Source organism: Martelella mediterranea, from assembly GCF_021021415.1.
GTDB classification, from domain to species: Bacteria; Pseudomonadota; Alphaproteobacteria; order Rhizobiales; family Rhizobiaceae; genus Martelella; species Martelella mediterranea_C.
Genome location: NZ_JAINWJ010000016.1, coordinates 14,475 through 38,541, shown reverse-complemented (window position 1 = coordinate 38,541; position 24,067 = coordinate 14,475). Strand labels below are relative to the sequence as shown.

General features: G+C 64.5%; 31 protein-coding genes. All 31 read right to left on the bottom strand.

Features of this window, described 5'->3' with window-relative positions:
* A complete protein-coding gene (locus K7H91_RS12035; protein ID WP_230720515.1) occupies positions 1-441 on the bottom strand; it encodes a hypothetical protein in 441 nt (146 codons plus the stop codon).
* The gene (locus K7H91_RS12030; protein ID WP_230720514.1) at positions 441-3,071 is read right to left on the bottom strand and encodes a phage tail protein; all 2,631 of its coding nucleotides are present in this window, start codon (positions 3,069-3,071) and stop codon (positions 441-443) included. Before K7H91_RS12030 ends, K7H91_RS12035 begins: the two co-directional genes overlap by 1 nt.
* Complete coding sequence (locus K7H91_RS12025; RefSeq protein WP_230720513.1) at positions 3,071-3,496, bottom strand: DUF6950 family protein; 426 nt, start codon at positions 3,494-3,496, stop codon at positions 3,071-3,073. Before K7H91_RS12025 ends, K7H91_RS12030 begins: the two co-directional genes overlap by 1 nt.
* A gap of 2 nt (positions 3,497-3,498) precedes the next feature.
* Entirely contained in the window at positions 3,499-4,128 is a 630-nt protein-coding gene (locus K7H91_RS12020; RefSeq protein ID WP_230720512.1) for a hypothetical protein, read from the bottom strand.
* Entirely contained in the window at positions 4,125-4,763 is a 639-nt protein-coding gene (locus K7H91_RS12015) for a hypothetical protein (protein WP_230720511.1), read from the bottom strand. Before K7H91_RS12015 ends, K7H91_RS12020 begins: the two co-directional genes overlap by 4 nt.
* Positions 4,763-8,728, bottom strand: a complete 3,966-nt coding sequence (locus K7H91_RS12010) for a phage tail length tape measure family protein (RefSeq protein ID WP_230720509.1) — start codon at positions 8,726-8,728, stop codon at positions 4,763-4,765. The genes K7H91_RS12015 and K7H91_RS12010 overlap by 1 nt, the downstream gene beginning before the upstream one ends.
* On the bottom strand, positions 8,728-9,069 hold the full coding sequence (locus tag K7H91_RS12005) for a DUF1799 domain-containing protein (RefSeq protein ID WP_230720507.1): 342 nt from the start codon (positions 9,067-9,069) through the stop codon (positions 8,728-8,730). The genes K7H91_RS12010 and K7H91_RS12005 overlap by 1 nt, the downstream gene beginning before the upstream one ends.
* Positions 9,070-9,092: 23 nt before the next feature.
* On the bottom strand, positions 9,093-9,467 hold the full coding sequence (locus K7H91_RS12000) for a hypothetical protein (protein WP_230720504.1): 375 nt from the start codon (positions 9,465-9,467) through the stop codon (positions 9,093-9,095).
* Between the two features lie 57 nt (positions 9,468-9,524).
* Positions 9,525-10,454: a phage tail tube protein gene (locus K7H91_RS11995; RefSeq protein WP_230720502.1), complete on the bottom strand. Its 930-nt coding sequence runs from the start codon at positions 10,452-10,454 to the stop codon at positions 9,525-9,527.
* A gap of 2 nt (positions 10,455-10,456) precedes the next feature.
* Positions 10,457-10,600 (bottom strand): hypothetical protein, encoded by a 144-nt coding sequence (locus K7H91_RS11990; RefSeq protein ID WP_230720500.1) that lies wholly within the window; start codon positions 10,598-10,600, stop codon positions 10,457-10,459.
* Complete coding sequence (locus tag K7H91_RS11985) at positions 10,597-11,022, bottom strand: phage tail terminator protein (RefSeq protein WP_230720498.1); 426 nt, start codon at positions 11,020-11,022, stop codon at positions 10,597-10,599. Before K7H91_RS11985 ends, K7H91_RS11990 begins: the two co-directional genes overlap by 4 nt.
* A complete protein-coding gene (locus tag K7H91_RS11980) occupies positions 11,019-11,444 on the bottom strand; it encodes a gp436 family protein (protein ID WP_230720496.1) in 426 nt (141 codons plus the stop codon). The genes K7H91_RS11985 and K7H91_RS11980 overlap by 4 nt, the downstream gene beginning before the upstream one ends.
* Before the next feature lie 2 nt (positions 11,445-11,446).
* Positions 11,447-12,013 carry a hypothetical protein gene (locus K7H91_RS11975; protein ID WP_230720494.1) on the bottom strand — a complete coding sequence of 189 codons (567 nt, stop codon included), beginning with the start codon at positions 12,011-12,013 and terminating at the stop codon, positions 11,447-11,449.
* A gap of 16 nt (positions 12,014-12,029) precedes the next feature.
* On the bottom strand, positions 12,030-12,962 hold the full coding sequence (locus K7H91_RS11970) for a capsid protein (protein ID WP_230720492.1): 933 nt from the start codon (positions 12,960-12,962) through the stop codon (positions 12,030-12,032).
* A 25-nt stretch (positions 12,963-12,987) separates the two neighbouring features.
* The gene (locus K7H91_RS11965) at positions 12,988-13,368 is read right to left on the bottom strand and encodes a hypothetical protein (protein WP_230720490.1); all 381 of its coding nucleotides are present in this window, start codon (positions 13,366-13,368) and stop codon (positions 12,988-12,990) included.
* Positions 13,369-13,378: 10 nt separating this feature from the next.
* The gene (locus K7H91_RS11960) at positions 13,379-14,485 is read right to left on the bottom strand and encodes a peptidase (RefSeq protein WP_230720488.1); all 1,107 of its coding nucleotides are present in this window, start codon (positions 14,483-14,485) and stop codon (positions 13,379-13,381) included.
* Between the two features lie 236 nt (positions 14,486-14,721).
* A complete protein-coding gene (locus K7H91_RS11955; RefSeq protein ID WP_230720485.1) occupies positions 14,722-15,225 on the bottom strand; it encodes a phage virion morphogenesis protein in 504 nt (167 codons plus the stop codon).
* A gap of 103 nt (positions 15,226-15,328) precedes the next feature.
* Positions 15,329-16,567: a PBECR2 nuclease fold domain-containing protein gene (locus K7H91_RS11950; protein ID WP_230720483.1), complete on the bottom strand. Its 1,239-nt coding sequence runs from the start codon at positions 16,565-16,567 to the stop codon at positions 15,329-15,331.
* The gene (locus tag K7H91_RS11945) at positions 16,560-18,035 is read right to left on the bottom strand and encodes a DUF935 domain-containing protein (RefSeq protein WP_230720481.1); all 1,476 of its coding nucleotides are present in this window, start codon (positions 18,033-18,035) and stop codon (positions 16,560-16,562) included. The genes K7H91_RS11950 and K7H91_RS11945 overlap by 8 nt, the downstream gene beginning before the upstream one ends.
* Position 18,036: 1 nt before the next feature.
* Positions 18,037-19,656: a hypothetical protein gene (locus K7H91_RS11940; RefSeq protein WP_230720479.1), complete on the bottom strand. Its 1,620-nt coding sequence runs from the start codon at positions 19,654-19,656 to the stop codon at positions 18,037-18,039.
* Positions 19,653-20,243, bottom strand: coding sequence for a DUF3486 family protein (locus tag K7H91_RS11935; RefSeq protein ID WP_230720477.1), 591 nt, complete (start codon positions 20,241-20,243; stop codon positions 19,653-19,655). The genes K7H91_RS11940 and K7H91_RS11935 overlap by 4 nt, the downstream gene beginning before the upstream one ends.
* Before the next feature lie 3 nt (positions 20,244-20,246).
* On the bottom strand, positions 20,247-20,546 hold the full coding sequence (locus tag K7H91_RS11930) for a hypothetical protein (protein ID WP_230720474.1): 300 nt from the start codon (positions 20,544-20,546) through the stop codon (positions 20,247-20,249).
* Position 20,547: 1 nt separating this feature from the next.
* Positions 20,548-20,877, bottom strand: coding sequence for a DUF2730 family protein (locus K7H91_RS11925; protein WP_230720472.1), 330 nt, complete (start codon positions 20,875-20,877; stop codon positions 20,548-20,550).
* A complete protein-coding gene (locus K7H91_RS11920) occupies positions 20,874-21,092 on the bottom strand; it encodes a TraR/DksA C4-type zinc finger protein (RefSeq protein ID WP_230720470.1) in 219 nt (72 codons plus the stop codon). Before K7H91_RS11920 ends, K7H91_RS11925 begins: the two co-directional genes overlap by 4 nt.
* Complete coding sequence (locus tag K7H91_RS11915; protein WP_230720467.1) at positions 21,082-21,384, bottom strand: hypothetical protein; 303 nt, start codon at positions 21,382-21,384, stop codon at positions 21,082-21,084. Before K7H91_RS11915 ends, K7H91_RS11920 begins: the two co-directional genes overlap by 11 nt.
* Positions 21,332-21,703: a hypothetical protein gene (locus tag K7H91_RS11910; RefSeq protein ID WP_230720465.1), complete on the bottom strand. Its 372-nt coding sequence runs from the start codon at positions 21,701-21,703 to the stop codon at positions 21,332-21,334. The genes K7H91_RS11915 and K7H91_RS11910 overlap by 53 nt, the downstream gene beginning before the upstream one ends.
* A gap of 2 nt (positions 21,704-21,705) precedes the next feature.
* The gene (locus tag K7H91_RS11905) at positions 21,706-21,954 is read right to left on the bottom strand and encodes an NAD(P)+ transhydrogenase beta chain (RefSeq protein ID WP_230720463.1); all 249 of its coding nucleotides are present in this window, start codon (positions 21,952-21,954) and stop codon (positions 21,706-21,708) included.
* A gap of 8 nt (positions 21,955-21,962) precedes the next feature.
* Positions 21,963-22,664: an N-acetylmuramoyl-L-alanine amidase gene (locus K7H91_RS11900; protein ID WP_230720461.1), complete on the bottom strand. Its 702-nt coding sequence runs from the start codon at positions 22,662-22,664 to the stop codon at positions 21,963-21,965.
* A gap of 99 nt (positions 22,665-22,763) precedes the next feature.
* Positions 22,764-23,123, bottom strand: a complete 360-nt coding sequence (locus tag K7H91_RS11895; protein WP_230720459.1) for a hypothetical protein — start codon at positions 23,121-23,123, stop codon at positions 22,764-22,766.
* Positions 23,116-23,388 (bottom strand): hypothetical protein, encoded by a 273-nt coding sequence (locus K7H91_RS11890; RefSeq protein ID WP_230720456.1) that lies wholly within the window; start codon positions 23,386-23,388, stop codon positions 23,116-23,118. Before K7H91_RS11890 ends, K7H91_RS11895 begins: the two co-directional genes overlap by 8 nt.
* Entirely contained in the window at positions 23,385-24,008 is a 624-nt protein-coding gene (locus tag K7H91_RS11885) for a regulatory protein GemA (protein ID WP_230720453.1), read from the bottom strand. Before K7H91_RS11885 ends, K7H91_RS11890 begins: the two co-directional genes overlap by 4 nt.
* Between the last annotated feature and the right edge of the window lie 59 nt (positions 24,009-24,067).

Sequence of the window (24,067 nt, the reverse complement as noted above, 5' to 3'; positions counted from 1 at the left end):
TCAGACCCCGAACACGCGATAGTGGATCAGGCCGCGATATCTGCGATACCCGCCGCCGGAGATCGATGGCCGGGAAAGCTCGAGCCGATCCGCATAGACCCTGGAGCCGTCCTCGACTGTGCTGTCTTCGACCCGCAGCTCGCCAAAGCCCGCGCCGTCATAAGGCGTGCTCGCGCCCTGGTTCTCGAACGTGACATAGGCGGCCGGCACATAGCCGGGCGAGGGGAAATGGATGAGAAGCGGCGATGATGTCGAGGTCAGGCCGTCGTTTCCGTTGACCGGCGCCGGGTCCGTGACGGTCCCGGCCGCGATCAGCACGCCCGAGAAATTCCAGTTGGAGTCAAACAGCTTGTGCCGATCGGAAATCCCGCCGTCATAGGCGTCATACCCCGACTTGGTCAGCAGGATGCGGCCGGCCGTCATGAGAAATCGCGTCGCCATCAGTCGCTCACCGAAAGGTAGTCATTGTCGAGATCGAGCCGCGTCTTGCCGCTGGAACCGCGCAACAGCCCGGCGACGATCGTGCCGATATGGCTGGCGTTGAGCTTCAGGACGCCGCCTTCGAACAGGAAGGGGCGCTGGCCATTGTTGAGCACCACGAACTGGTCGGCGTTGACGGCAAAGCGCGAGCGCTGAACGCCGCCCTCGGTGTAAATTTCGAGGTAGAGGCCGCTTTCGTGATAGCCGCTGTTCGTGCCGGCTCTCAGAAGGACGGAGAAGCGGGCATTGACGCCGCTCTGATTGGCGGTTGCTGCGAACTTCACCTGACCGGCCGCAAAGTTCTCGTTCAGCAGCGCGGTCACGGCCGATGTCTGCTGCGCGATCGCCTCGTCGGCCGTCACCCGCGCCTGGCGTTCCTCGACAACCGATGCCGAGACGTCGACGATCTCGGCGCCGACAAGTTCAAGCGTCTGGGCAAGCGCCTCATCCTCGCTGGCGCGCACCAGCTTTTCCTCGATGATCTGCGCCAGCGCCTCGCCGCTCTGCTGGCGCAAGACCTGACGGTCGAGAAGGCCGACGGACCCTTGCAGCGAAAGCGCCGCGGCAAGTTCTGACGAGCGCCTGATCGTGCGGTCGAGATCGGCCTGTAGCTCCTCGAAGCGTTTGCGGACATCCTCGCCGACGGTATCCAGCCTGACGCCAAGGTCCTCCATGACATTCGGCGTCTCGACTTCCAGCCAGTCGGACCATGACTGGTTCCGCACGAGATCGGAAATAAAGCGGCCGCGCGCCTCGACCCATGTCTTGGACGGAAGCGGGCCGATCAGCCAGGAATAGGGTTCCTCATAGGCCGTCGTATGTCCGGAAAACAGCATCTGTCCGGTGTCGCGGACCCGCACCTGCACGACGACGGCCGTCACGCCATCAATGCCCGCGCCGCAGGAGACCTTGATCGCGGCCAGCCGGCCGACGCCATTGCCATCGGCCATGGAGGCGGGCTCCACGGTCCAGCCCTTCATGATCTGCACCGGCGGCGTTCCCCGGCCGAGCAGGCCGGTCGTCGGCGGAATGACGATCGCCGGCGGATCGTAGTCGGCGGGATCGATCTCCTTGATCGTGACCTGGCTGAGCGAGCCCGGCAGGCGCGTCAGCGTGGTGATCTGGAAAGCCTTGTCCTGGTAATTGTTGCGCGCGCTCGTCCAGGCGATCACGTCTCCGGCTTCAAGCAGGCGCGAGGGCGGGGGCAGAACGAGGGTGTGAACGCGCATCCGCCGGCCGTCCTCGATCATGGTCTTTTGCAGATGCTGAACCTGCTCCGACCACGGCACGGCGGCAAACGTCACCGATTGCGCCAGGCTGCGGCCATCGGCGGCAACCGCCGCGTCCTGGGCATATTCCGGCGCGTCCTTGCGCGCCCATTTGTCGCCCGGTTCGGGATAGGAGGCGGAGATCGTGTTGTGGGTGTCTGACAGCGACGGCCAGGGATCGAGCTGCTGCGGCTTGGTGATGATCACGTCGGCGTCGGTAAAGGCATAGACGGCCGCGCCCGGCCCGCCGACCGCAAGTTTCAGCACGCCGCCGCCCTCGACGAAGATGCCGTTGCAGGCAAGCCGGAACTGCTCCAGCACGTCGAGCGGCTCGGCGCTGACGTCGATCTCGATGCCAGCGCGATATTGCGGCGTGCCGTGTGCCGCCATGTCGCATTCATTGGCGGCCGCCATCCAGTCGGACGGCGGAAGCCGGAGCGCCTCGACATTCTGGCCGCCGTAAAGCCAGCCGCCGGCGTGCCGCATGCCGCGCGCGATGTTGTAGGCGATCACCGCCGGATTGAGCGTGGGCGTCCAGGTCGCGGGATTGTCGAAACGCTGCGGGCCGGAACCGCCGACGGTATCGTCGAAGCGCAGGTCGTAGAAGGGCAGCGGCGGCGGTTCGACGAGCACGGCCGGATTGCCGGAAAAGAGATCGTCGTTCTTGCGGAACGTGACGATGACGGCCTGTTTGCCCCGGCCGATCATGGACGGACGATAGGGCTTTTCGACGTTGGCGAACTTTGCGAGCAGAAAGGCGTCGGCCTCCGTCTGGGCGCCATCGAGATAACGCACCCAGGCGTGATCCTTGCCGTCCTTACGAAACTCCGAAATCGGATAGCCGCGACCGTCGCCGTGGGACTCGCCGTAAAGGATCGTGCACTTGTCGCTGTCGATCCAGAGATGCTCAAGCGCCTGGCCGCCGGCGAAGGACGGCAGGGAGCCGATCTCCAGCACCTTGGTCAGATAGGCGTTCGGCGTCTCGCCATCATTGCCCCACGTGCCCCAATATTTGAGCTTGCCGGCGGTGGCCGATCGGCCGGCCACGACCGACAGCGGCTTGTCGTCGCCGGTCTCCATGGAGAGCTTGACGCCGAAGCTTTGCTGGCCGGATTTCTTCTTTCCGGCGAAGGCGCGGGAGATCAGATTGGTGACCGCGCCGAAGGCGACATTGACGATCAGCCCTCCGATCCAGCTCGACGCCGCGAACGCGCCGACCGCCTGAAATATCCCGATGACCGCGCCGAACACCGGCGCGGCATGCGCCGGCGCGGCTCCGAGCGTCAGAAAAGCAATAAGCGTGAGGAGGGTCTTAACGCGCATCAGCCCACCTTGAAGGCCGTTTGAGCGGCAAGCAGCGGCATGGTGCCCGTGCCGATCTGGCGCAGCACGACGATCCGCGCGCCAATTACAACGCCCAGCGCGCCGCCGACCTCGTTATCGTCGGCAACGAACGCGATGTCGCCGATGCGGGCCATGGCGATCGGCGTTTCGGGCATCATGGAGCGCATCAGGCCGGAAAGGTCCTGGTGGCCCAGTTCGGCCAGCAGTGCCCCGGCGCTGACAGCATCATGATAGCGGCCGCGAAGCGGCGCGGCCGGATCCGCGCCGGTCATGGTCTCGACCGCGCCGGCGGCAAGCGTGACGTAGCAATCATCGCTGCCCCACCTGAAGCGCAGCGCCTTCAGGCCGGAGACAAATGCGAACAGCCTCGGCCGCCAGTCGGGCCGTCGTGTCAGATCGAGCATGGTCATTCGCCTTTCTGCCCCCACCAGATCGTCCAGTCGCCGGCGGTCGAGGCGTAGAGCGACCACTCGTCACCGTTTGCATGCGCCTTCTGGTCCTCGTAGGAGCTCTTGCGGGGATTGATGCGGGTGAGCATCGACATCAGGTCGGGTACGCAGGTGAGCGCGATCGCGCCCTCGTCGCCAGCGGCCGGCGTCGAAAGCGGGGCCTTGTCGACCTCGCCAACGAAATCGAGCAGCGAGCCGATCATCGCGCCGGTGGCCGGATCGAGATAGAGCGTGTGGACCTCGACGCGGGCGAGCCGGATATCGAGCGTGCGCAACAAGGCTTGGGCGACGTCGGCGATCTGCGACAGGCGGATCGTCAGTGGCCGGATGGTCATGTCAGTGGCGCAGACGATATTGCCGACATCGATCAGCGTGCCGCCACCATAATAGGCGCGCGTCTCGGCAGCGCCCGTCAGGCCGGAGGCGACGGCTATCGAAAGGTCCTCATCACCCGCCCAGACGCCCATTCCCGTGACAAGGCCGGTGACGCGATCGCGGGCGTGGACATAGACGAGCTTGCGCTCCGAGAGCCCGTTCTCGGCGGCGTTCTCCAGCGCCGCGATGATCGCCTGATCGGCATAGATCATGACGGCTTCCTCTTCTGGATGATCTCGATTTGCGCGCCGCGCGTCAGCGCCGAGGAGGCCGTTCCGGGCTTGTGGCCGCCCGGCGAAACGATCGCGGCGAAGGCCGGGCGGATCAGCGTGACCACGGCATTAGCGGTGAGCGAGAAAGGCAACATCGGAAAGACCGGAAGGTTCATCGCGCCCGCGCCATTGGCGGCGACCGTGGCGCGGACCTCGTGATAGCTGAGAAGCGCGCCGTCGGTGAGCTGCAGCTTGTCGCCGACGGTCATCACATAGCCAGCCGGAAAACCGGAAAGCTGCGCCACCGACCGATCGGCGCCGACCGTGCGCAGATGGACATTCGCGCCCGCGAGCGCCGCGCCCTTGAAGTCGGCCTGAGGCCAGAGCGATGTCGGATCGCAGACCATGAAGGCGTCGCGCATGCCGCCAAGCGCGCGGATCAGGGCTGCTGCCTGTTTCAGCTCGTTGTTGCGGGCATCGCCGAGCGTGATCGTCGCGGTCCAGAGCGGCGGGGCGAGCTCGACGCCGAGCAGCGCGCCGGAGCCCTGTCCGGACAATTCGTCATTGCGCTTGATGTCGAGCTCGAAGCCCGAAATCGGCAGACGGTCGAAGATGGCGGCAAGCGGATGGATCATCAGCGCCACCTCGGCCGATCGACGGCGGCGGCGACCTTGTCATTGAACTGCGCGTCATATTCATCGAGCGCCTGCTTCATGCCGGCATAGGCGGCCTGCCGCGACTTCTGCTCGATCTCCCTATCGCCCTGAGCGCCCTCAAGCGAGATGCTGATCGCGATTGTCGGCCGGGCCGAAGAATCGGTATTGTCGTTCGAGGCTGGCGCGGAAAAGGGCAGGCTTTCGACAACGCCGCCAGTGGCATAGCCGCGCTTGCCAAGCCGCATCGCCTCGACCACGCGCACGCCGCCAGCGCGGGCGATATCGCTCTGCGACCAGACGACTTCGCCCTTGTGCACGACGCCGGCCGGTTCATGAATGCCGCCGGGACCCGTATAGCCGCCGCGATCGTAAAGCCCGGCTGTTCCGGCGAGGACGTTCGCCCGCGCGATGTCCAATTGCGAGGTTCCGCCGCCGATGCCAAAGAGCGAGCCGAGCGCCGAAAGCAGACCGCCGCCGCCGCCGCTCGAAGGCTGATACGAGGAGAGAAGTCCGCCGAACTGGTTGAGGCCGTTTCCGAGCGTGCCGAGTCCATCGGTGGCGACCCCTGCATTGCCGGCAAGGCCGGAAAGCGCATTGGCGGCTTCGGTCGCGCGGCGGACCTGAAGATCGGCGGCATTTGCCCAGGTCAGGCCGACGCCGTTCGACGTGTTGCCGGAGAGCATCTGAAGCTGCAGCCCGCTATCGAGCAGGCGCGACGCGCCGGTGGCAAGGCCGACATGCCCGCCCATCTCGCCGGCGCCGAGGCCGCGCGTGTTCAAGAGAACGTCGCCGCGCATCAGGCTCGTGGGATCGACCTGAACGCCCCAATTCTGGAAGGCGTTCGCGACCAGCGAGCCCGAGCCGTCAATGCCGACCTGCGCCAGGGCGGAATTGACGAAGCCCGCGCACCATTGCGTTTGCGCGGCATTGATATCGACGCCGCCGGCGCGGAGAAACGCATTGATATCCGAAAGGCCGTTGCTCTCGGTCGCGCCGAGCAGGCCGAACGCCTTGTCCACGCCGCTCGCCGCCAGACCGCCCCCGAGACCCGCGGCATTATCGTTCGCGGCAAAGCCGGAAAGCAGCCCGCCCGCGCCGGAGGCAATCCCGCCATTGACGATCACGCTCGCCGCCTGGACGTTCATCGCCCCGACGCTCTGTCCGGTGAACGCGGAAAACAGGCCGCCCCCCGGCCGGTTCATCACGTCGCCAAGCGTGCCGTAATTGGTGCCAAGCCAATTGTTCTTCAGGGGGTTGTTGATGGTCAGGTCCATCAAGGTCTGACCGAGCGACGACGTCAGATTGTCGAAGATCGAGCCGAAATCGCCATCCTTCAGATCCTCGAAGTTGAAGATCGCGTCGATCGCGCTTTCGCCGGCGGATTTGACCTCGCCCCAGGCGTCGCGCATGCGCTCCAGTTGGCTCGTCTCGTCGGCCAGGACCCGGACATTCTGAATGCGCTGCTGGGCCTCTTCGCCGCCGATCGAAAGACCTTCGCGGCGGATTGCCTGCATTTCCTCAAGCACAGCAAGCTCGCGCTGGCGGGCGGTTTCGCTGGCGCCGATAAGGGCGGCCTCGGCCCGGAGCTGCTCAATGCTTTCGGCATGGTTCAGCGCGCGATCGCGACTGGCTTCGGCCCGCTCGATGGCGGTCGCGAGCTCGGCCTCGGCCGCCGCAAGACCCAGCCGGGATTGCGCGGCCGCGCTATCGAGCGCGATGCCCTCGCGGGTGAGTTTCTGTTGTTCCTCGAAGACGGCGATCGCGCGGCGCCGCTCGGCCGAGGTCGCGCCGATCAGAGCGAGCTGGAGCTTCAGGCCGGCTATGCTTTCCTGACGCGTCCTGATCGCATCGCGATTGCTTTCAGCGCGCGCTTCCTCAGCCGCCGCCGTATAAGCCTCCTCCAGCCCGGTGACGATCCCTTCAAGCCTGCGCTTCTCCTCGCCCTCGGCCTCGGCGGCCGCGGCGATCATGGGCCGGAGCTGCAGCTCCTCCTGCAGGATGCGATTGGCGTCGGCCGCGGACAGCGCGCCGGCGGCGACCTGGGCGTTGAGACCGGCGCGGATCTCGGTCTCGGCGTTGATCTGGTCGATCTGGGCTTTCCCGCCAGCGATCGTGCTTTCGATGACCCGGTCATAGGCGCGCTGCACCTCGGCATCAGCCGTCGCCTGGTCGATCTCCTGACCCTGCAACTCCAGCCGTTTGCGTCTTGCCTCCAGTTCCGCCTGCAGCACCGGATTGCGTTCATTGGCGATCTGGATATCGAGCCGGTCGAGATCGTTGAGCCGCTGCTGTTTGGTCAAAAGCCCGTCAAGCGCGCGCTCCTTGGCTTCGAGCGCCTTGTTGAGACGATCGCCTTCGCCGGCATCGATGTCGGCGGGCGTCAGACTGCCGATCCCGCTCTGCAGGGCGGCGATCTGGTTCTGATAGGCCTCGACCTGATTGATCGTCGAAAGCGCCGGCGATGCGTCGGCGATCGTCGAGGCGGCGGTCACCCGCTGGCGCGCCTCGGCCTCCGCGCGCTTCGCCTCAGCATCATTCAAGCGTGATGTCAGAACGCCGATCTGTAGCTCGATCTCCGCGACGTCGCGATACATCTGACCGCGAACGGCGCCGGCGAGAAGGCCGTCATCAGGACGCCTGATCCGCTCATAGAGCTCGGCCTGCTGTTCGCGCAGCCGCTCCAGCCGCGTTTCGTCGGAAGGGCCGTCGATCATATAATTCACGCCAGCGCCGACCGCGCCAAACAGATTGGCGGCATCCTCCCGCATCGACTTCCAAGCCCGGCCGAGGCGCGTCGAGGCCTCGCCGGCATCGGCGAGTTTCCCAGGCAGTTGATCGAGGATCAGCGCCTGGGCTTCGATTAGCCGGTTCTGTGCGGAAAGGTTGCGCACCTGCCGGGCCGTGGCGGCATCGATCAGGTTATACTGCCGCGACAACGTGTCGGCCGCCTTGGCGGGATCCGAAAACAGGTCGGCGAGCGCATCGCCGGCCTCGGCCGTGGCCAATCCCATGGTCGCGGCGAAGTCGTCGGAAAGACCGATCAGCTTCTCGAAGTTCTCCGATCCGATCTTGCCGGTGCGCAGGAACGCCGTCTGCATCGACCGCGCTGCGGCGACCGATATGCCCGCCGCCGCGGCGCCGGCTTCGGCCGAGGTCTGCATTTCCGCGGCCGTGCCCGCTACCGTGCGACCGAGACCGGAGGCGGCCGTCTCGACCGCCTTTGTCGACGACAGATAGGAGCCGTAGGCGGCGGCGCCGAGACCGACGGCGGCCGTCAGCCCGCCAATGCCGAGCGTGACCGGATTGATCAGTCGCGTGAGCCCGCCCAGGATCGACCCGAAATCCTTCAGCGCCATGTTGACGCCGCCCTGACCGGCATAGAGCTGGACAATCTGCGGGCCTTGCTGCGCCATGATCATCGCCGGGTTCATGCCCATGGCGGCCGTCTGGCCAATATCGAAGAGCTGATAGGTCAGGTTCTGCCGGCGAAAGCGCGCGCCATTGTCGTTGAGGCCGGGAAGGCCGGCGAGGGCAGTTGCCGTGTTGCGGCCCTTGATCGCGTCGATCGATGCAAGCGTCGCCTGGCGCTGCCGGCTGATCGCGGCGGTCATCTCATCCGTCGATATCGCGCCGAGCCGCTGCGCTTCGCGGATCTCGGCGACCTCCTGTTTGTATCGCTGGGTGACCGCGAAGAGCGGATTATACTTCGCGCGCAGACCGTCGAGCTGAGCGCCATAGGCCGCAATATCTTCGCCACGATTGCGGTTTGTGCTCTGCGCGCGACCGAGCCCGGTGGTCGCCTCGACCAGGCGCTGGACATGCGGCTCGGCCGATCGCGCTGCGGCGCCCGTCGCATCGAAATCGCTCTGCGTCTCTTTGAGACCGCGCCGGGCATCTGAATTATCGACGGCGAGAAGGATCGAGGCTTTCATCGGCTGGGCCATCACTCGCCTCCGTTCAAGACGCCGAGCGCTTCGGCTTCCATGGTCTGAAGATCGGCGAAGACCGCGTCGGGCATGGCCTGCCGGCGCATGGCGACGTCGACGGCGTTGTAATCGAGCCCGAGCCAGATCATGCCGGCCATGGTCGCCGCGACGCGCCACTGCGTCTCGACGGCCAGAAAGCCCAGCATGCTGTCGCGATTGTCCGCCATGATCTCGATTGCCTCGGCCTCAAATGCATCCGGCGCGACCTCGACCGTCACGCCCATTTTCTGAAAATCCGCCGCCGTTTCGTCATCGATCGTGACCGGCGCGCGCGCTTCCGACCTGCCGACCCGCGCCAATGCCCAGGCGCGGGCCGCCCGCTTCAGTTTCCCAGGCGGGCTTCCTCGCCGTTCAGACTGTCGGCATAGGCGTTGTAGACGGCCTGCCGGAACCAGGACTGATTGATGGCGCGGCCGAAATTGTCGGCATTGAAGGTGAGGGCGCGTTCGTCGTCATCCTCGACGCCGCGCCAGTCCTTGCAGACGTCGAAGAGCTGCTTGCGCTCATGCTCCATGCGCTCGCGCGGCGCGGTCAGCTTGGCGGCCGCCTCGAGGCGGGCGATCGCCTTGTCCTGGCTTTCCGGCTCGAACAGGATTTCCAGTTCATAGGTAGCGAACTTGCCGGGATTGTCGGTGTCGGGCATGCGCACCTTGACCGGCCACCAGTAGCGATTGGTTTCGTTGAGGATGAACTTCATGACGGCTCTCTTTTCGAAAGGGCTTCAAAGGGGCTTTGAAGGACGCTTGAAGCGGCTTCAGCGGATGGTGATCTTCAGCTCGTCGAGGCCCGCGACCGGGCAGAGGGCAAGCGGCAGCGAGTAGTTGACGATGTTGTTGGTCTGCCCCTGCGTCGGCTTGCCGATCTCGACCGCAGGTGCCGCGATCTCGACGATATTGCCGGCCGTCGTGCCATGGACGAGGGAAAGCGCGCCGCGCGTGCGGTTGCGGGCGGCATCGAACCAGTTGATCTCGGAAAGGCTCTTGGCCTCGACGACGGCCGTGCCGGTCGCGGAGCGATCGGAGATCGCCACCAGTTCGTCACCGATCAGGAAGCGCGGCGTGACCGTGTTGCCGAGATCGAGCGCAAGGCTTTCGGCGACGGACGACCAGCCGTGAAGCGTCATCGTCGTGTTAGCCTTGGAGACCGCGAGCGGCGTCTTCCAGCCGGCCTGGGACGCGGCCGGCATGGCACCGATATCCGAGATCGTGCCGATCAGCCCGGTCATGGTGACGGTGTAGTGCGGGATTTGCGACGGCGTGAAGTTTAGCCGCACCGTGCCGCGCGCGCCGAGCAGAACATGCTGGACCTTGTCGGAGATGAAATAGATCGAGGCCGACTCCTCTTCATCCTCGATGATCTCATATTCGACGGAGGTGGCGGCCGTGACCGTCTGGGCGAGACCGCAGGCCCGCAGGATCGCGTCATATTTCGGGGCGGTGCCTGCGGTGCCCGAGCCCGCGATCTCGATGTCGAACTGCAGCGTTGCGTATTGGCCGGTGATGATCATGCCCTGATTGCCGAGATAGGGCAGGATCAGGTCGCGGTTCACTTCCTGGCCTTCAAGCGGCGTGAAGGTGACATTGGAAAAGATCATCGCGTCGGCGGCTGCCGGCGCGGCATCGCTGGCATAGTCCTCCTCGATCTTCACCAGGGCGGCCATTTTCTTGTAGCGGCGAACGGCCATTGTCAGGCTCCTTTGTTCTTCGTCGTCTCGGCCGAAGCCTCAGAGCGGGTTTCCTGTTCGGTCTTCGGCTCCGGCTTTGCCGCCGGCATCAGTTTTCCGGTCTTCGGATCGCGGACGTAGCATCCGCCTTTGGTCGGTCGTTTCACGTGTCGCTCCCTTCAAGAAACCGGCTTGTCTGCCAGGTCTGAACATAGATGCTCGCGCCATTGCCAAGCGCCGTTGCCTGTCCGCCGACGAGCTCCAGCGGCTCTTCGGCCGAGGGCGGCGTCCAGCCGGCAAGCCCCCGCTCGATCGCGGAGCGGAAATCGTCGAAGGCACGCGCCCGCTTGCCGCCGCGTGCGTCGTATTGGCGGATGACGAAGGCGACCAGAAACTGGACCGCCACCATCTGCAGGTGTCCGCCAGTGGCGCGCTGGTTCGGCTCGGCGCGCTCGCGATAGGGCAGCACGAAGGCCGTGCCGCTCTTCGGCGCCGTTGCCTTGGTGAGCCGCTCGATGTCCTCGGCCGGCAACGCGTCGGCGAGCTCCGGCGCGGCGTCCTTCAGCCGGGCAACGATCTCGGCGATCATAACCAGCCTCCCAGGCGATCCTTCGAGAAGGCCGGTTCCGGCCCGGTGATCCCGACATCGCCGGACTTTGAGGACGAGGGATCATCGCCGCCCGGGAGCGGCAGTCTGATCCGGCCGGACGAGACCTTTTCGAGATCGGCGTTCGCGGCCTTCCAGTCGCGCACCACATGATCGGGCGCGCCGTCGCGGTGGAGGTGATAGCGAGCGATCGAGACTGCCCAGCCATTGACCTGCGACGGAACGATGGCGAGCGGCAGGCGATAGCGCACGGCGAGATAGCCGTCGATGGCGCTTGCCGCATCGGCGATCGCCTTGGCAACCACGTCGGGATCGGCAACGCCATCGCCATCGCGATCGGCCACCATCAGGATTTCGTCCTGGCCGGCGCGTTCGATCAGATCGTCGAGGGTGGCGTAGTCCATGCTCACTCCGTCTCGATCGCCGTACCGTGATCCCAGATGGGCGAAACCGCGCCGAGGCTCGCGAGCTCGTCATGGCCGGCGCGAGTGACCGACAGGCGGCCGGCGCGCGGGATGCGCTTGCCGTTGAAGCGAACCGGCTTCAGAACCACAAAGCGACGCCGGTTCTCCTTCTTCTTGGTGCCAAGCACGGTTTCGAGGAACGCGTTTGCCTCGTCGTGGCTCAAGCCTGCGCTGGTCTTTTCTGCAGGCGACGCTGTTTCTTCCGGCGGTTTCGTCGTCTTTTCACCGAGCGGATCAGCCTCCGTTGTCGAACTGTCTGTCTTCGGCTCAGCCGAAGCCTGCTCGGCGCTTGTCTGGGGGTCTTCCTTTCCGGCATCCGACGGACCGAGAGAACCGGCGCCCGCTTCGGTGTTCGCATCATTGGCCTGAGCGGCCTCTGTATCGGTGGCTTTCTTGATGTCGCTATCGGCATCCGCCTTGACCGTTTCCTCAGCCTTGGGCGTAGCGGTCTGTTTCTGTCGTGCCATTGTCTGCTCCAGCTCTCGGGTTTGGCCGCGCCCGGCGATCAAGGCCGGGCGTTGCGCGTCAGGCGACGTTTTCGAAGAAGTAGCCGAGGTCCGGCGCGGAGATGACTTCCTTCACGCTCTCGCCGGAGCGGACGCGATCGGAGCCGCGCAGGCCGATCTTCGGTTCCGGGATCGATCCGGAAACCCGCGTGCCGAACTGCGCCGTCCAGCCGAAGGTCGGAACGGCCGAGACGCTGTCGGCAAGGCCTGCCTTGTGGAACAGCGTGCAGTGATTGCCCCAGCAGCGCCGGCGCTCGACCTGTTGGCCGGGCTTGGCGATATTCACCCAGCCTTCGCCGATGATGATGTCGTCGAGCTCAAGCAGATCGGCGACCGCGCGCTTATTGGCGTAGCCGTCGGCAGCACCCGATGGCGTAAGCGCCCGCAAGACGCTCTGATTGGTGCGCAGCGCCGTCCAGGAGCCGCGTCCCATCACCGCATTGTTCGGGCGCACGACCATGCTGTCGGCCGCTTCGGCAAAGGCGATGATCGGCTTGGAGTCCGGGCTCGTCCACTTGTCCGCGCCGGCAAGCGTTTCCTTGTTGTCGTCGCCGTAAAGATCGGGATCGAAGACCTGATTTGCGACGCGTACCTCGCGATCGAGCAGCACCAGATCGATAAGACGCTGGGCGGCGAAGGCGCGGGGATCGTAGCCGGACGGCGCATTGGCGCTGTCGGCGATCGGGACGACGTCATCAAGGCCGTAATCCTCGGTGCGGTCCTCCTTCTCCTTCGCCTCGAACTCGACTTCGTTCGGCGAGGATTTGCGGCCGACCTTGGTGTCGTGCAGCGTGATGAACTGGCCGAAGTCGAAGAACCACCACTTGAACTGCTCGCGCGGCAAAAGCGGGCTGAGGCGCGGAAGAACCTGATCGGCGATGAGCGCGCCGTTCTTGTAAGCCTGGACGATGCCGACAAGGACGGGATCGACGGGAAAGGGCTGACCGGACATTGATTGCTCCTGGGAAAGGTTAGGGTTAGGCCGCGACGCCAGTCAGCGTGCCGCGTTGAACGATGGCGCGGGCGAAATCGCCGCTTTCAGCGCCGGAGAGCAGGAAGCCGGCGAGCGAGACATTCTCGCCTGCGCCAGGCGCTGCCGCGACCGCCGCGCCGTCGGCATCGGCCGTGATCGGATCGCCCGGCGTGATGTCGCCGCCGCAGACCACCTCGGCCGGGCCGAACAGCACGACATCGATGCGCTGACCGGCTGTCGCGCCGGAGGGAAAGTCGACGACGCCGGAGATCGGATCGTCCGGGCTGGTGGCGAGCGCGACCTCGCCGTCATTGGCGGTGAAGGCGACCAGGCGACGGTGGCCGATTGCGCCGGCCGCGACGAAGGTCTTGACGATACGGGTCATGAAAAAATCCTCAGTTGCGCGCCGTCAGGCGCATCGCGGCCTGGGCCGGGGAAAGGGTCTCGCCCTTTTCGGCCGCCTTGGCGATTTCGGTTTCGATGGCGCTCGCGACATAGACCGGGTCGGAGAAGTCCGGACCGTCGCCGGTTGCGAACTCGCCGGTCATCAGCGGCTTGGGCAGTTTGGCGAGCAGGTCGCGGAAGGCCGCGCGCGGCGAGGTCTCGACCGTCTCGTCGCCTTCGGAGAAGGTGAGATCGTCGTCGCCAAGCTCGGAGAACAGCGCGGTCGCGGTCGCCTGCAGGCCGACCGGAAGACGGCCGTCCTTCACGATCCCGCTTACGAAGGCCGCATCGTCATCGGCGCGGCGCTTGCGCTCGCTCTCGGCAAAGGCGGTCTCGCGATTGTTGAGCTCGGCCTCGCGCGCATCGAGCGCGGCCTGCCGCTCTTCGGCAGTCTTGTCCATGGTGTCGTCCTCGGTTGTGGTCTCGGAAAAGGCGGGCCGGGTTTCCTGGGCGCGGCCCTCGGCGCGCATGTCGGCCGCTGCCCGCGCGAGATCGTCGATCTCCCAATCGGGCAGGAATTTTTCTGCCGTCTCGGCGTCGGTGGTTTCGATGAAATAGTCGCGTAGGCCGCGAAACAGCTTGGTGAGGCTTTCGAGCGCCCAGGCATTGCGGAACACGAGGTCGCTATCGGAGAACTCGATCACGACGGCGTCGCCATCGTCGAACTCGACCGGCTTCAGACCTTTGACGGCCGGCGGCTGCGCACCGAGGAAACCGACATGGCGCAGGTGATAGCGGCCGGGCGTCGGATTGCCCGCGCTTGCCGGCGCATAAAACGCGGCCGAAACCTTCTTGAAGGCGCCGGTGCGCACCAGTTCGGCGAAATCGGGATTGAGCTGATCGGGCTCGGCCACAAGCCGGTCGCCCTCGACCTTCAGGCTCTTGATCCAGCCATAGGCCGGCGCATCCTGTTTCGGATGGCCGACGACGATCGGGGCGAGATGGGCTTCCGGATCGTAGCCGGTGGCGATCGCGCCAAGATCGGCGTCACCGAAAGAGAGCGTTTCGCCCTTCGATGTGGTATGGGTGCCGGTGCGGAAGATTTCGAATGTTTTCATGCCGCCGACAATGCCAGCGGCGGTCGGCGCGAAACATTCACAAGCGCCTTGCGAGAGAGCCCCGATTTGGGCTCAAGGGCCGGTTTCAGTCTTAAACCCGCAAACCGCCCCTGACAATCATTTGCCGGATCAAATTCGAAGTACTTTCAAAGCCGCTGGGCGCGCGCGGACAAATTTTACGGGTGACGAAGCGGGCAGGGGAGACTTCGCGCGTCCTGAGGCAAATATGAGGGTTTTCACTCCGCGCTCGCGAACGGCGCGAAATGGTCCTCGATGATGTCGAGAATATCGGCGCGGTCCTTTTCGGAAAGACCGAGGAACTGTCGCTTCGGAATGGTGACGGATTTCACCTTGATCGTCTTGCCGCCCATCGAAAACACCAGCGCCGGCGCATCCTTCGCCTTGATCACGCCGCCCTCATTGTGGATGCGGGCATAGATTTCATTGGAGCCGACCTCGACCGAGGTGTCATCGACCAGTTGCCAGATGATCTGCGACAGCGACCGGCTTTCGCCCTTGAGGATGCCCGAGCCCTTCTTAGTCTTCCGGTAGAGCGGATTGAGCGGCTTCCATGCCCGGCCTTGCGGGTCCTCCTCATCGACGAAGCGCCGGCGCGTGGCCGACGCCTCATGTTCGCCGATATTCTTCAGCGCCGGCGTGATCGTGTCGGCGGCCTCGTAAAGCCGCGTGAGCCCGGCGTCGATCGTCTCGTCGCGGATCGTGAGTGTCGCTGCAGCCATTTGCGAACCAAGGCCTCCTGCCTTATATTATCGGTGTCCGGTCGAGGCTTTCGGGAGCCCTCCGTAGGCCGGACGCCGAGCGCGCCGCCCGACACGGCGCGTTTTATTTGCGCCTGTAGAGCAGCGTGCCTTTCCTGAATTGTGAGAGATAGGCGTCGGTCGTGTCGAGACCGGTAACCGCCGTCCAGCCCCTCGATGTCCATTCGAAGCGGGCCAGAAGAGACCGCCCGTCCGGCAGAATGACCCGTTTCAGATAAGCCCGGCGCAGCACGACGCCGCTTTTGACGGCCGCCCAGTCCACCCAGATTTCGTCCGGTTCTTTGATGGCGTCGGCAAGGAGCAACGTGTATGCGCCCCTGCCGCGCTTGTCGGCCTTCAGGCCGAGCACTTCGCCCAAGGCGTTGCGCTGTTCGAACATCGCTCGGCCGATCGTGATGATGCCGCCGCTTCTGTCGCGGAAATAGCCGCCTTCATCGTCGAATTGAAACGCCTTCAAAAAGGCTTCGACATAGGCTTCGGGCGCAAGTCCGGTTGCCATCAGATCGCCGGCGCGCGCTTTGACCGGCTCGGGTAGCGGCGGCAGGTCCGCCGCGGGCTTGATCTCATTGCCGTAAGCTTCGATCGGCTTGTGCAGCTCCGGCGGCACCACGCCGTGCAGCCATTCCTCGCCAACGTTGTAGGCCCAGCCGCGATCGATCCCCGGATAACGGGTTTCGGGTTCGCCGGTGCGCGGATCCGCGTCCTCGTATGGTCGAAGGTCCGGCGCCTGGTCGGGACCATCCTTGCCGAGCGCTTTCAACTGGCGTTCCGATAAAGCCTCGATGTCGCAGCCGCAGCCCCAGCCATTCGGCGGGAACATGATCCGCCAGGCCGGATCGGTCGCAGCCAAAACAAGCCCGTTCCAGGAGAGGTGAAGCTTGCGCGGATGGAGCGCGCCCGAATGGACGTATTTCCAGTAGGGCCGGTATTTGAGGACATCGGGATCGGTGAGCTGCTTGTAGCGCCCGGCCATGTAGGACGTGCGCATGTTCGTTGTGTAGATGATCCGCGCGCGCCAGGCGCGACGCTCTTCCTCGGTCTTGCCGTGCGAATTGTAGCGCCAGCCCATGCGGTCGACGATCGCATCGAAGTCCTTCCGGAATTCCTTGAGGCCGGTTCCTGCGGCGCGCGCCTTCTCGATCGCCTTGCGGAAATCCGCTAGCATGTCGTCGCGGGTCACGCCGGCGACGGAAAAGGCGCGGACATGGGCGGCGTGTTTCAGGTCGTCATGGCGGCGCGTCGGCAGGTTGACCTTGCCGGAGAGGAAATCGATCGCCTCCTTGAACGGGATTTGATCAGCCATCGGAGCCCGCGCTGTCGTGGCCTTCTAGGCGGGCGAGCGTCATGCCTTGTTCCATCAGCTCCGCGAAACCGTCGACGTCCATTTCGGCCGAAAGCCGGGCGAGCCGAAGCGACAGATCGTCGAAGTCGGTTGCCGTGTTCACCTGGTTGCGGATCTCGGCGATCATCGCCGCGATGACGGGATCGCCGAGCGCTTCCATCTGATCGGCGATCTCCAACGCGGCATCCGGCGGGTGAGAATGCTCGGCGAAGTCCATCTCGACTTCAGCTTTCGGCGGCTGCTTGCCGCTCGGATCGACTGCCGGTTCCGGTGCCTTCCGCTTCACCCAGGCACCGCCATAGGTCTCGTTGAAATAGTCCTCGTCCTCGGGCTCATACCCCATCTCGTAGATTGTCTTGTCGCGCTCGACCTTTTCGTTGAGGTCTTCGGCTTCCGAGAAATCGCGCCAAACTTCGGGGATTGCCGCGCCCGGCCAATTGAACTCGACGAACCAGCGGATCAGCGTATCGCGCACCGTCTCGCAAACGAGATCGGCCGCGGCCTTGGCGATTGCGATGCGGACCTCGTTGTGAATTTCGCCAAGGGAGCGCGCGCCGCGTTCGCCCGAATTGGTCGACAGCGTTTCGCCGAGCACCGCCTCGCTCATCAGCTCGTCGAGATAGCGCGACAGCGCCTCGAAGACGCCATTGCCGGCATTCTTGGCTTCAAGCAGGCTGACCTCGACCGTGTCCGGCACGGCAAGGCCGGTGTCGCTCGCCATCCGGCGCAGCGCATCGAGCAACTGATCCTGCTTCGCCTGGTCGAAGCCGCCGCTATATTGCGCAAGCGTCGTCGGCGTCGCGTGCTTTTCTGCGCCGCGCAGCCAGTGCGCCAGCACCTGCCGCTTGAACCAGGCCGGCCAGAACAGAACCGAACCAATGCCGACGCCATAAGGGTCGTCGTCGTCATCGTCGATCGAGTGGCGATGGACCATGAACTTACGATCGGGCACGGCCTCGCCGTCCATGGTGCTGGAGCGGGTCAGCATGCGTAGCTCGCCCTCGACGGTGAAACGGAAGCGGCGCTGTTTCTTGACCTTCACGGCCGTCGCCTTCCAGCCCGTGGCCTCGCTCTTCCAAGTGATCTCGGCAACGGCGAAGCCCTTCAGGAACGCGCCGAGCAGGCCGCGAGTCAGCCTGTCGAAATTGATCGCCTTGAGCTGGGCTTCGACCGCCTCGGCGATCTTCTTGTCCGCGCTCGCTTCCGACGCCGGAAACACCGCCCACTCGCGCGAGACAACTTCCAGCTTCAGCTTGGAGAGAACGGCATGGGCGTGCGGGTCGCGCCTGATCTCGTCGTAAAGCTTGAGCGCGCTTGCGCCGCCGCGCGCGGCGAGCACCTCGTCCATCGGCTGCAGCACGCCCTGAAACGACGGGATGAACGGATCGCTTGCAGCCGTCGCGATTTCGGTGCGATCGGGTTTTGCCATGTCAGAACCTCGTGAAGCTGAAGAGATCGGTGAGGCGATCGACGAGGTTGAAGCCCTTGCCGAATTCGCTCATGGGCTCGGCGCTCGGCCTCTCGCCGGTCGTTCCCGCGCCGATCTCGCCGCTGTCCTGCTCGCTGGCGAAGACCGCGAGCGCGCCGGCCGGGGCCGCGTCTCCGTGCCGCTCGAAGCCGTCGGCGCCCATATTGTGAAAATCGACCGGCACCTTGGCGATGCCGCGCTGCATTTTCAGCGCCCGGTAGTCGTTGAGGATGTCGTCATCCTTCGGAAGCTCGATCAGCCCGTCGTCAAAGGCGGCCTTCAGCTTCGGCATGTTGACCATGTACCAGACCTCCGAAAGCTTGATCTCCGAGACGTAGACCGCGCCGAATTCCTGCCGCGCCAGTTCCGCCAACGCCGCGCCGTTGCCGGTTGCGTCGAAAGCCGCGTGGAAGAAGCGCGGCAGATGCGCCTTGATGAAGCAGACGATCTGGAATTGCGAGGTGTAGGGCACGTCGCGAAGTTCGAGGATAAAGGGCGTCGCCAGCGTCAGGTCGGGGCGCACCTGCAGCGGATGGATGACGGAAAGGTCGGCCGTGCGCCCGAAGTCCTGGCCGAGGCAGGAGCGGTAATGACGATCGAGCTTTGAAAGATGCGGCAGGAGCTGCTCTTTGCAGAACGCTTCGACCTCGGCCTCGCGCAGATCCTTCGGCCAGTCGACAAAGCCCTGCGGCGGATGCCAGCGGATGACCGGGATATCATCGCGCATCCGTGACACGATCAGCGCTCGCGACAGATAGGCGCCGGATGAAAGCGAAGGAATGCAGAACAACTCCTCATCTGCGCCGCTGCCATAGAACTTGATGATCGAGGCGCGCCAGGCGGCCTCGGCCTCGGGCGACCATTCCTTGCCGGTGACGAGACAAATGCGCTCGTAAAGCCCGTCGCGCAGCGCATCGTCGAAATCGATCCTCATATGCTCATAGCTGGATTTCCCGGCGAGGATATCCTGAACCTGCTCGTTGAAATGGTTCTCGAAGCCGTCATGGGTCGAGCAGACGATCACCTGGCCGCCCCACATCAGGAAGGCAAGCGCCGCCTTAAGGAGTTGCTCCAGGCTGTCGACGAAGGCCGCCTCGTCGATCATCACCACGCCCTGCTTGCCGCGAAGCGTGCGCGGCGCGGACGAAAGCCCGACGATCTCGAAGCCGGAGGCGAACTTGATGCGGAACGCCTGGATCGCGCGCTCGCCATCCTTGTCGCTGTCGTCGAAGAGGAATTCCTCCATCTCCATCGCGGCCGAGGAGAAGGATCGTGCCCACATGGCGGCAGCGTCGATGAATTCCCGTGTCATCTCCTGGCTATAGGAGATGTACATGAAATCCATGCCGCCGGCCTCGCGCGAGCGCGCCGCGCGCAAAACGGCATAGGCCGCGCAGGCCCAGGTGAGCCCGATCCGGCGCGACTTCTCGACGAACAGGACTGGGCAAACGCCCTCAAGGAGCGAAACCGTGCGCGCCTGATAGGGCAGCAAAGCCTTGCGGCGCTCGATCCTCTCAAGCACCGCATCGGTCGACTGCCTTCGGGCAAGCGCCCATTCTTCCTCGGAGATCGGGCCGCTCATTTATTGACCCCAAGGAATTTGTCGAGAAGCTCCCCAACGGCCTCATCGCTCAGCCCTCTGGTCTTGGCGACCGTCTGGACAGCCTTCTTTGCCTTCTCGGCGAATTCAGCTTCGACTTTCTGCCGTCGCGAAGTGGAAACACTTTGTGCTTGCACGGCCGACCGCAGAGCATTGGCGAGCGCCATTGCCCCCTTCGGATCGATGCTGGAGCCGCGCCTGGCCATATAGAGCTCCATAACCAGCGACTTGATCGCCTCAGACGCAATGATCGTGAGTTGATCGCTGTCTTCTGGATCGTAATTTTCGGCAAGCGATGACACGATCTGGCGGACGTCATTCATGCGCGCCGTCGCCTCGGCAAGCTTCACCGAATGGCGGTTGAATGCCTGAAACGACGGGATATCGAAGTCGAGCTCGCCGCGAAACTCGGAATGGATTGCCTCCAGCCGTGCGACGAACTCCTTGTAGATATCGGTCTGGGTGCGATCGTTCTTGTTGAGCTCGGCCGAGGCCCAGGCAACCGTAGGCGCACAGGGCTCGGGCAAAAGCTGGATGTTCGAAAGCCTTCCGCGTCCTCGCTTGGCCATGGCTCAGACCTCCGGGGAGGGGCGGGCGATGCCCTCGATGATCGAACGGCGCTCGACGTGATCGAGGCCGGCCCGCGTGATCGACGGGATCAGCACGCTGCCGGCTTCCGTGACCGTCACCGCACCGAGCTCCTCCATCTTGCGGATCTGCGTGCGCACGTAATCGCGGCTGCGGTTATGGCCGAAGGTGCGCAGAAGCATGGTCAGTAGCGTCTCGTTCAGCGTGCCGTCGGTCTCGACCGACAATCCGCGAAGGATGATCAGGCGCGCGTCGCGGGCGGAATACTCCTCAAACGAAATCATGTCAGTCTTCACCCCTCGTCCTCAGATAATCGTCAATGCGGGTCACGGTGGCGCCCATGCCGCTGAGCCGCTCCGTCAGCGCCGACATCGCGCCTTCCACCTTCGCCATGGAAATTTTCAGGTCGACGACGCTGTCCTTGTCGGGCAGGTGTCGGAGCTCGCCCTCGATCTCTTGGATGCGACGGTCGTGCTCGATCATGATCTTCTCGATCGCAGCGAGCTTCTCGGTATTGCCCTTCGCCCGCGCCGTCAGCCAGGCGTAGATGAACGAGCCGAGCGCGATCAGGCTGTTGATGGCCGTGAGCCAGGGCAGAAGCGGATCAACGGTCATCGGCAGTAAAACTCCCGCTCGCACTCCGACTGGCATGCCGCGCATCGCCTGGCGAAGGGCGCGGCCTTGCGACGCGGCTCCGGGATCGGTTCGCCGCAATCGGCGCATTCCTTCGCGCCTGAGGCGGCCAGCGCCCGGCGCGCGCTTTCAATCCTGCGCCGGCGCGCGGCGTCGTGGCCTTCGGTGACCGCCTCCAGCCTGGCTTCACGGTTCATGCTGTCTCTCGCTTGCTTGTCTTAGGGCGGCGTTCGCCGCGTCGATCGCCGCGACCGCGCCGGCCCGGCGCTGATCGCAGATCTTCACCGCCATGCGGTCGTTCCCCCATTTGTCGACGACCTCCCGCTCCGACAGGTCACCTTCCTCCGGCAGTTCGGAAAGCAACGGCGCGCATGGTCGGCGGGCGCTTTCCGGCGCCTCGACAGGCGTTTGAACCAGCTTGATCGCGGGGGCCGAATCATCGGGGGAGGAGCTGCAGGCGGCGAGCGCTAACCCCGCAACCATCGCCATCAGGCAATGCCGCATTGTCGTCCTCCATCTGTTTGAGCTGATCGTGCGCTGCGGCCTCGGCGGCCCGGATTTCGCCATCGGCGCGCATCGCCTGCCGGGCAAGTTCGGCGATCGCGCCGGAAAGCGCGGCATTGGCCTCGGCCACCTCGGCACGCCAATAGGCATCGCGCTCGGCCTTTGCCGCCGCGACCCGATCGTCGATCATGTCGGAAACCTTGCCAACGGCCGTGCGCGCGGTGACGCCGGCAACAGCCAGAAGTGCTGCGACCAGGATCACGGGCATCATCCGTTTCGAGAAAAGTGCGGAGAGCCAGGCCAATGCTATTCGCCCCCTCGGTCATGTCTCTGGCGCGCAAGCGTCTGCATGTCCTTCGAGCCCGTGACCCGGTGAATGCCGAGCATGGCGGCAACCAGCCCGGCCATGATCGGAATGACCGTCGGCGCAAGCGACAGCGCGCCGGCGGAGTCCAGGCAGGCCGCGATCACGACGGTGAAGATCACGATCCAGGCGGCGATCTGCGAGACCAGCATGTAGCGCTTGGAGGACCGGTAATGCGGCTTCTGCATCATTGTTCGCCTCATGCCGCAAGCGCCATGAAGGGCGGCTGACCGGCAAGCGCGCGCTCCATCTCGTCGCGCGTCTGCGGGCCGACGATGCCATCGGCGACAATGCCGCGGCTCTTCTGGAACCAGATCGTCACCATCTCGATCGTGTGGTCGAAGGCGTCAGTGGGCTGGACCGGCCATTCATGCCCGATCTGTTCGCGGTAACGGGCAAGGTCATCGACCCAGGCGGCAACGGCCAGGCCGCGATCGCCACGCCGCAGCATTTTGTCCTGATAGGGGATGACATCGCTCATGCCGCTGAACAGATGGCCATACTCGGCGCGGGCGTCGAAGCACGGGCAAGCCTTGCCCTTGTCATAGTCGCGATGGCCGCTGATACGGGTGATCCCAAACCGGTCGCGCAGTTCGATGATCTCTGCGGTCAGCGCCTTTTCCTGGGCGAGGGTGCGCGTGTCAGCGGTGCGCTTCATATCGGCTGACCTGCCGCCGACATAAACGACGCCGATCGTGCCGGTGTTGTGCCCGGCGACATGTGCGCCGATCCGCTCGATCGGCCGCCCGGCTTCCCGGCGGCCGTCGAGATGAACGACGCGGTGATAGCCGATCCCCGACCAGCCGCGCTCAAGATGCCACTGGTTGATCTCGGCGACGCTGACAGGCCGGCCCGCCGGCGTGTCGGTGCAATGGATGATGATTTCGTTGATGGGGCGCATCGGCAGTTCCGCAATTCGTGTGAAAACCAGTCACAATCAATTGCGGACAGTCTGAACGTTCAGAGGCCGATTACAGGTCGCAAACGCTTGCGAACCCGGCTAGTTCTTTTCGAAGAGGGAGAGCTGGCGGCGGTCTTCCGTTCGCAGATAGGAGCGAACCGTAACGTCTGAAACATGCAGTTCGCGCGCGATCGCGAGAACCGACCAGCCACGCGCTTTCAGGCGTTGCGCGATCCATGCCTTGTTGATCGGCACGCGATATAGTTGCCCCACGCCGAGCGTTTCGGCAAGAGCCTTGACCTTCTCCGGCCCAATCACCTGGGAAAGGTCTGAGCCCGAGCGCGGGTTTTCCGAGAGGTAGGCAGGCGCGCCACCAAAATTCAGGAAGAAGGTGATGGCGAGGTCCTCGCCAAGCACCTCGACATAGGGCTCCAGATTGGCCGGGATCGGATCACCCATCGGCCCCTCCCTCGCGATAGTCCCGCGAAGGCCAGTGCTTCGGATAGCATGACACCACGGTATCGCCGCGCAGGATGAATTTCGCGCCATCGGAGATCACGGCGGATGCGCCATACCTGACGCCCTCCACGCACCGGCTCTGGATCATCAGCCGCATGGTCTCGACATCGATGCCGTGAAAGCGCTCGACAAAGCGCAGCACCGCGCGGTCGGTGACGATCGGAACGATGAAGCCGGTTTCCGGCATGTTACGGCGACCGCTCATCGTGCCTCTGCCTTCATCTTCCGAAGGGCTCCACCGAGACTGTTCATAACCTTGATCCATTCAGCGCGCGTCAGGTTCAGGTCGTCCGGCTGACCATCGCAGAGCAACGACACCACGGTCACAAAATCCTTGGGGTCCTGCTGGAGCAAAGCCCACTGCGCGACGGCAATCTTGTAGCCCTCCGCCTGCCGCCAGAGAGGCATGTCGCGATGGACGCGCCAGTCCACGCCCGCCTCACGCGCCATCCACGCCTTCAGCGCCTCGATCGCCTTGGCGGCGTCATCGTCGTAATAGAGAAACCGCGTGTGGTCGATCCCGGTCTGGCGCTTGACGAAGGCAAGCAACGCCTTGTCGTCGCGGTTTTCGACGATCCCAAGGTTCCAGGCGCCGATCCACAACGCCTGAAGTTTCGGTGCAAAAGGACCGGAGAGCTTCCTCCTGCCGTCTGGCCGACGGTCGCCGCCAAGCCGCCGAAACTCCGCGACAACGGCGTCTTTCTCTGCTTCGCTCATTAGCGTGAGCGTTGGCTTGCCCGTGACGCGCTCGTAGATTGTACGGCGGCTTTCATCATCAAGGCCTAATTTGATTGAGATTGCGTAGATGGCACGGTGGATGGTCATTGTTAAGCCCCACACGACACGGCAGATTGCGTGAACCAAAATATTCTCGGGGGGCAAAA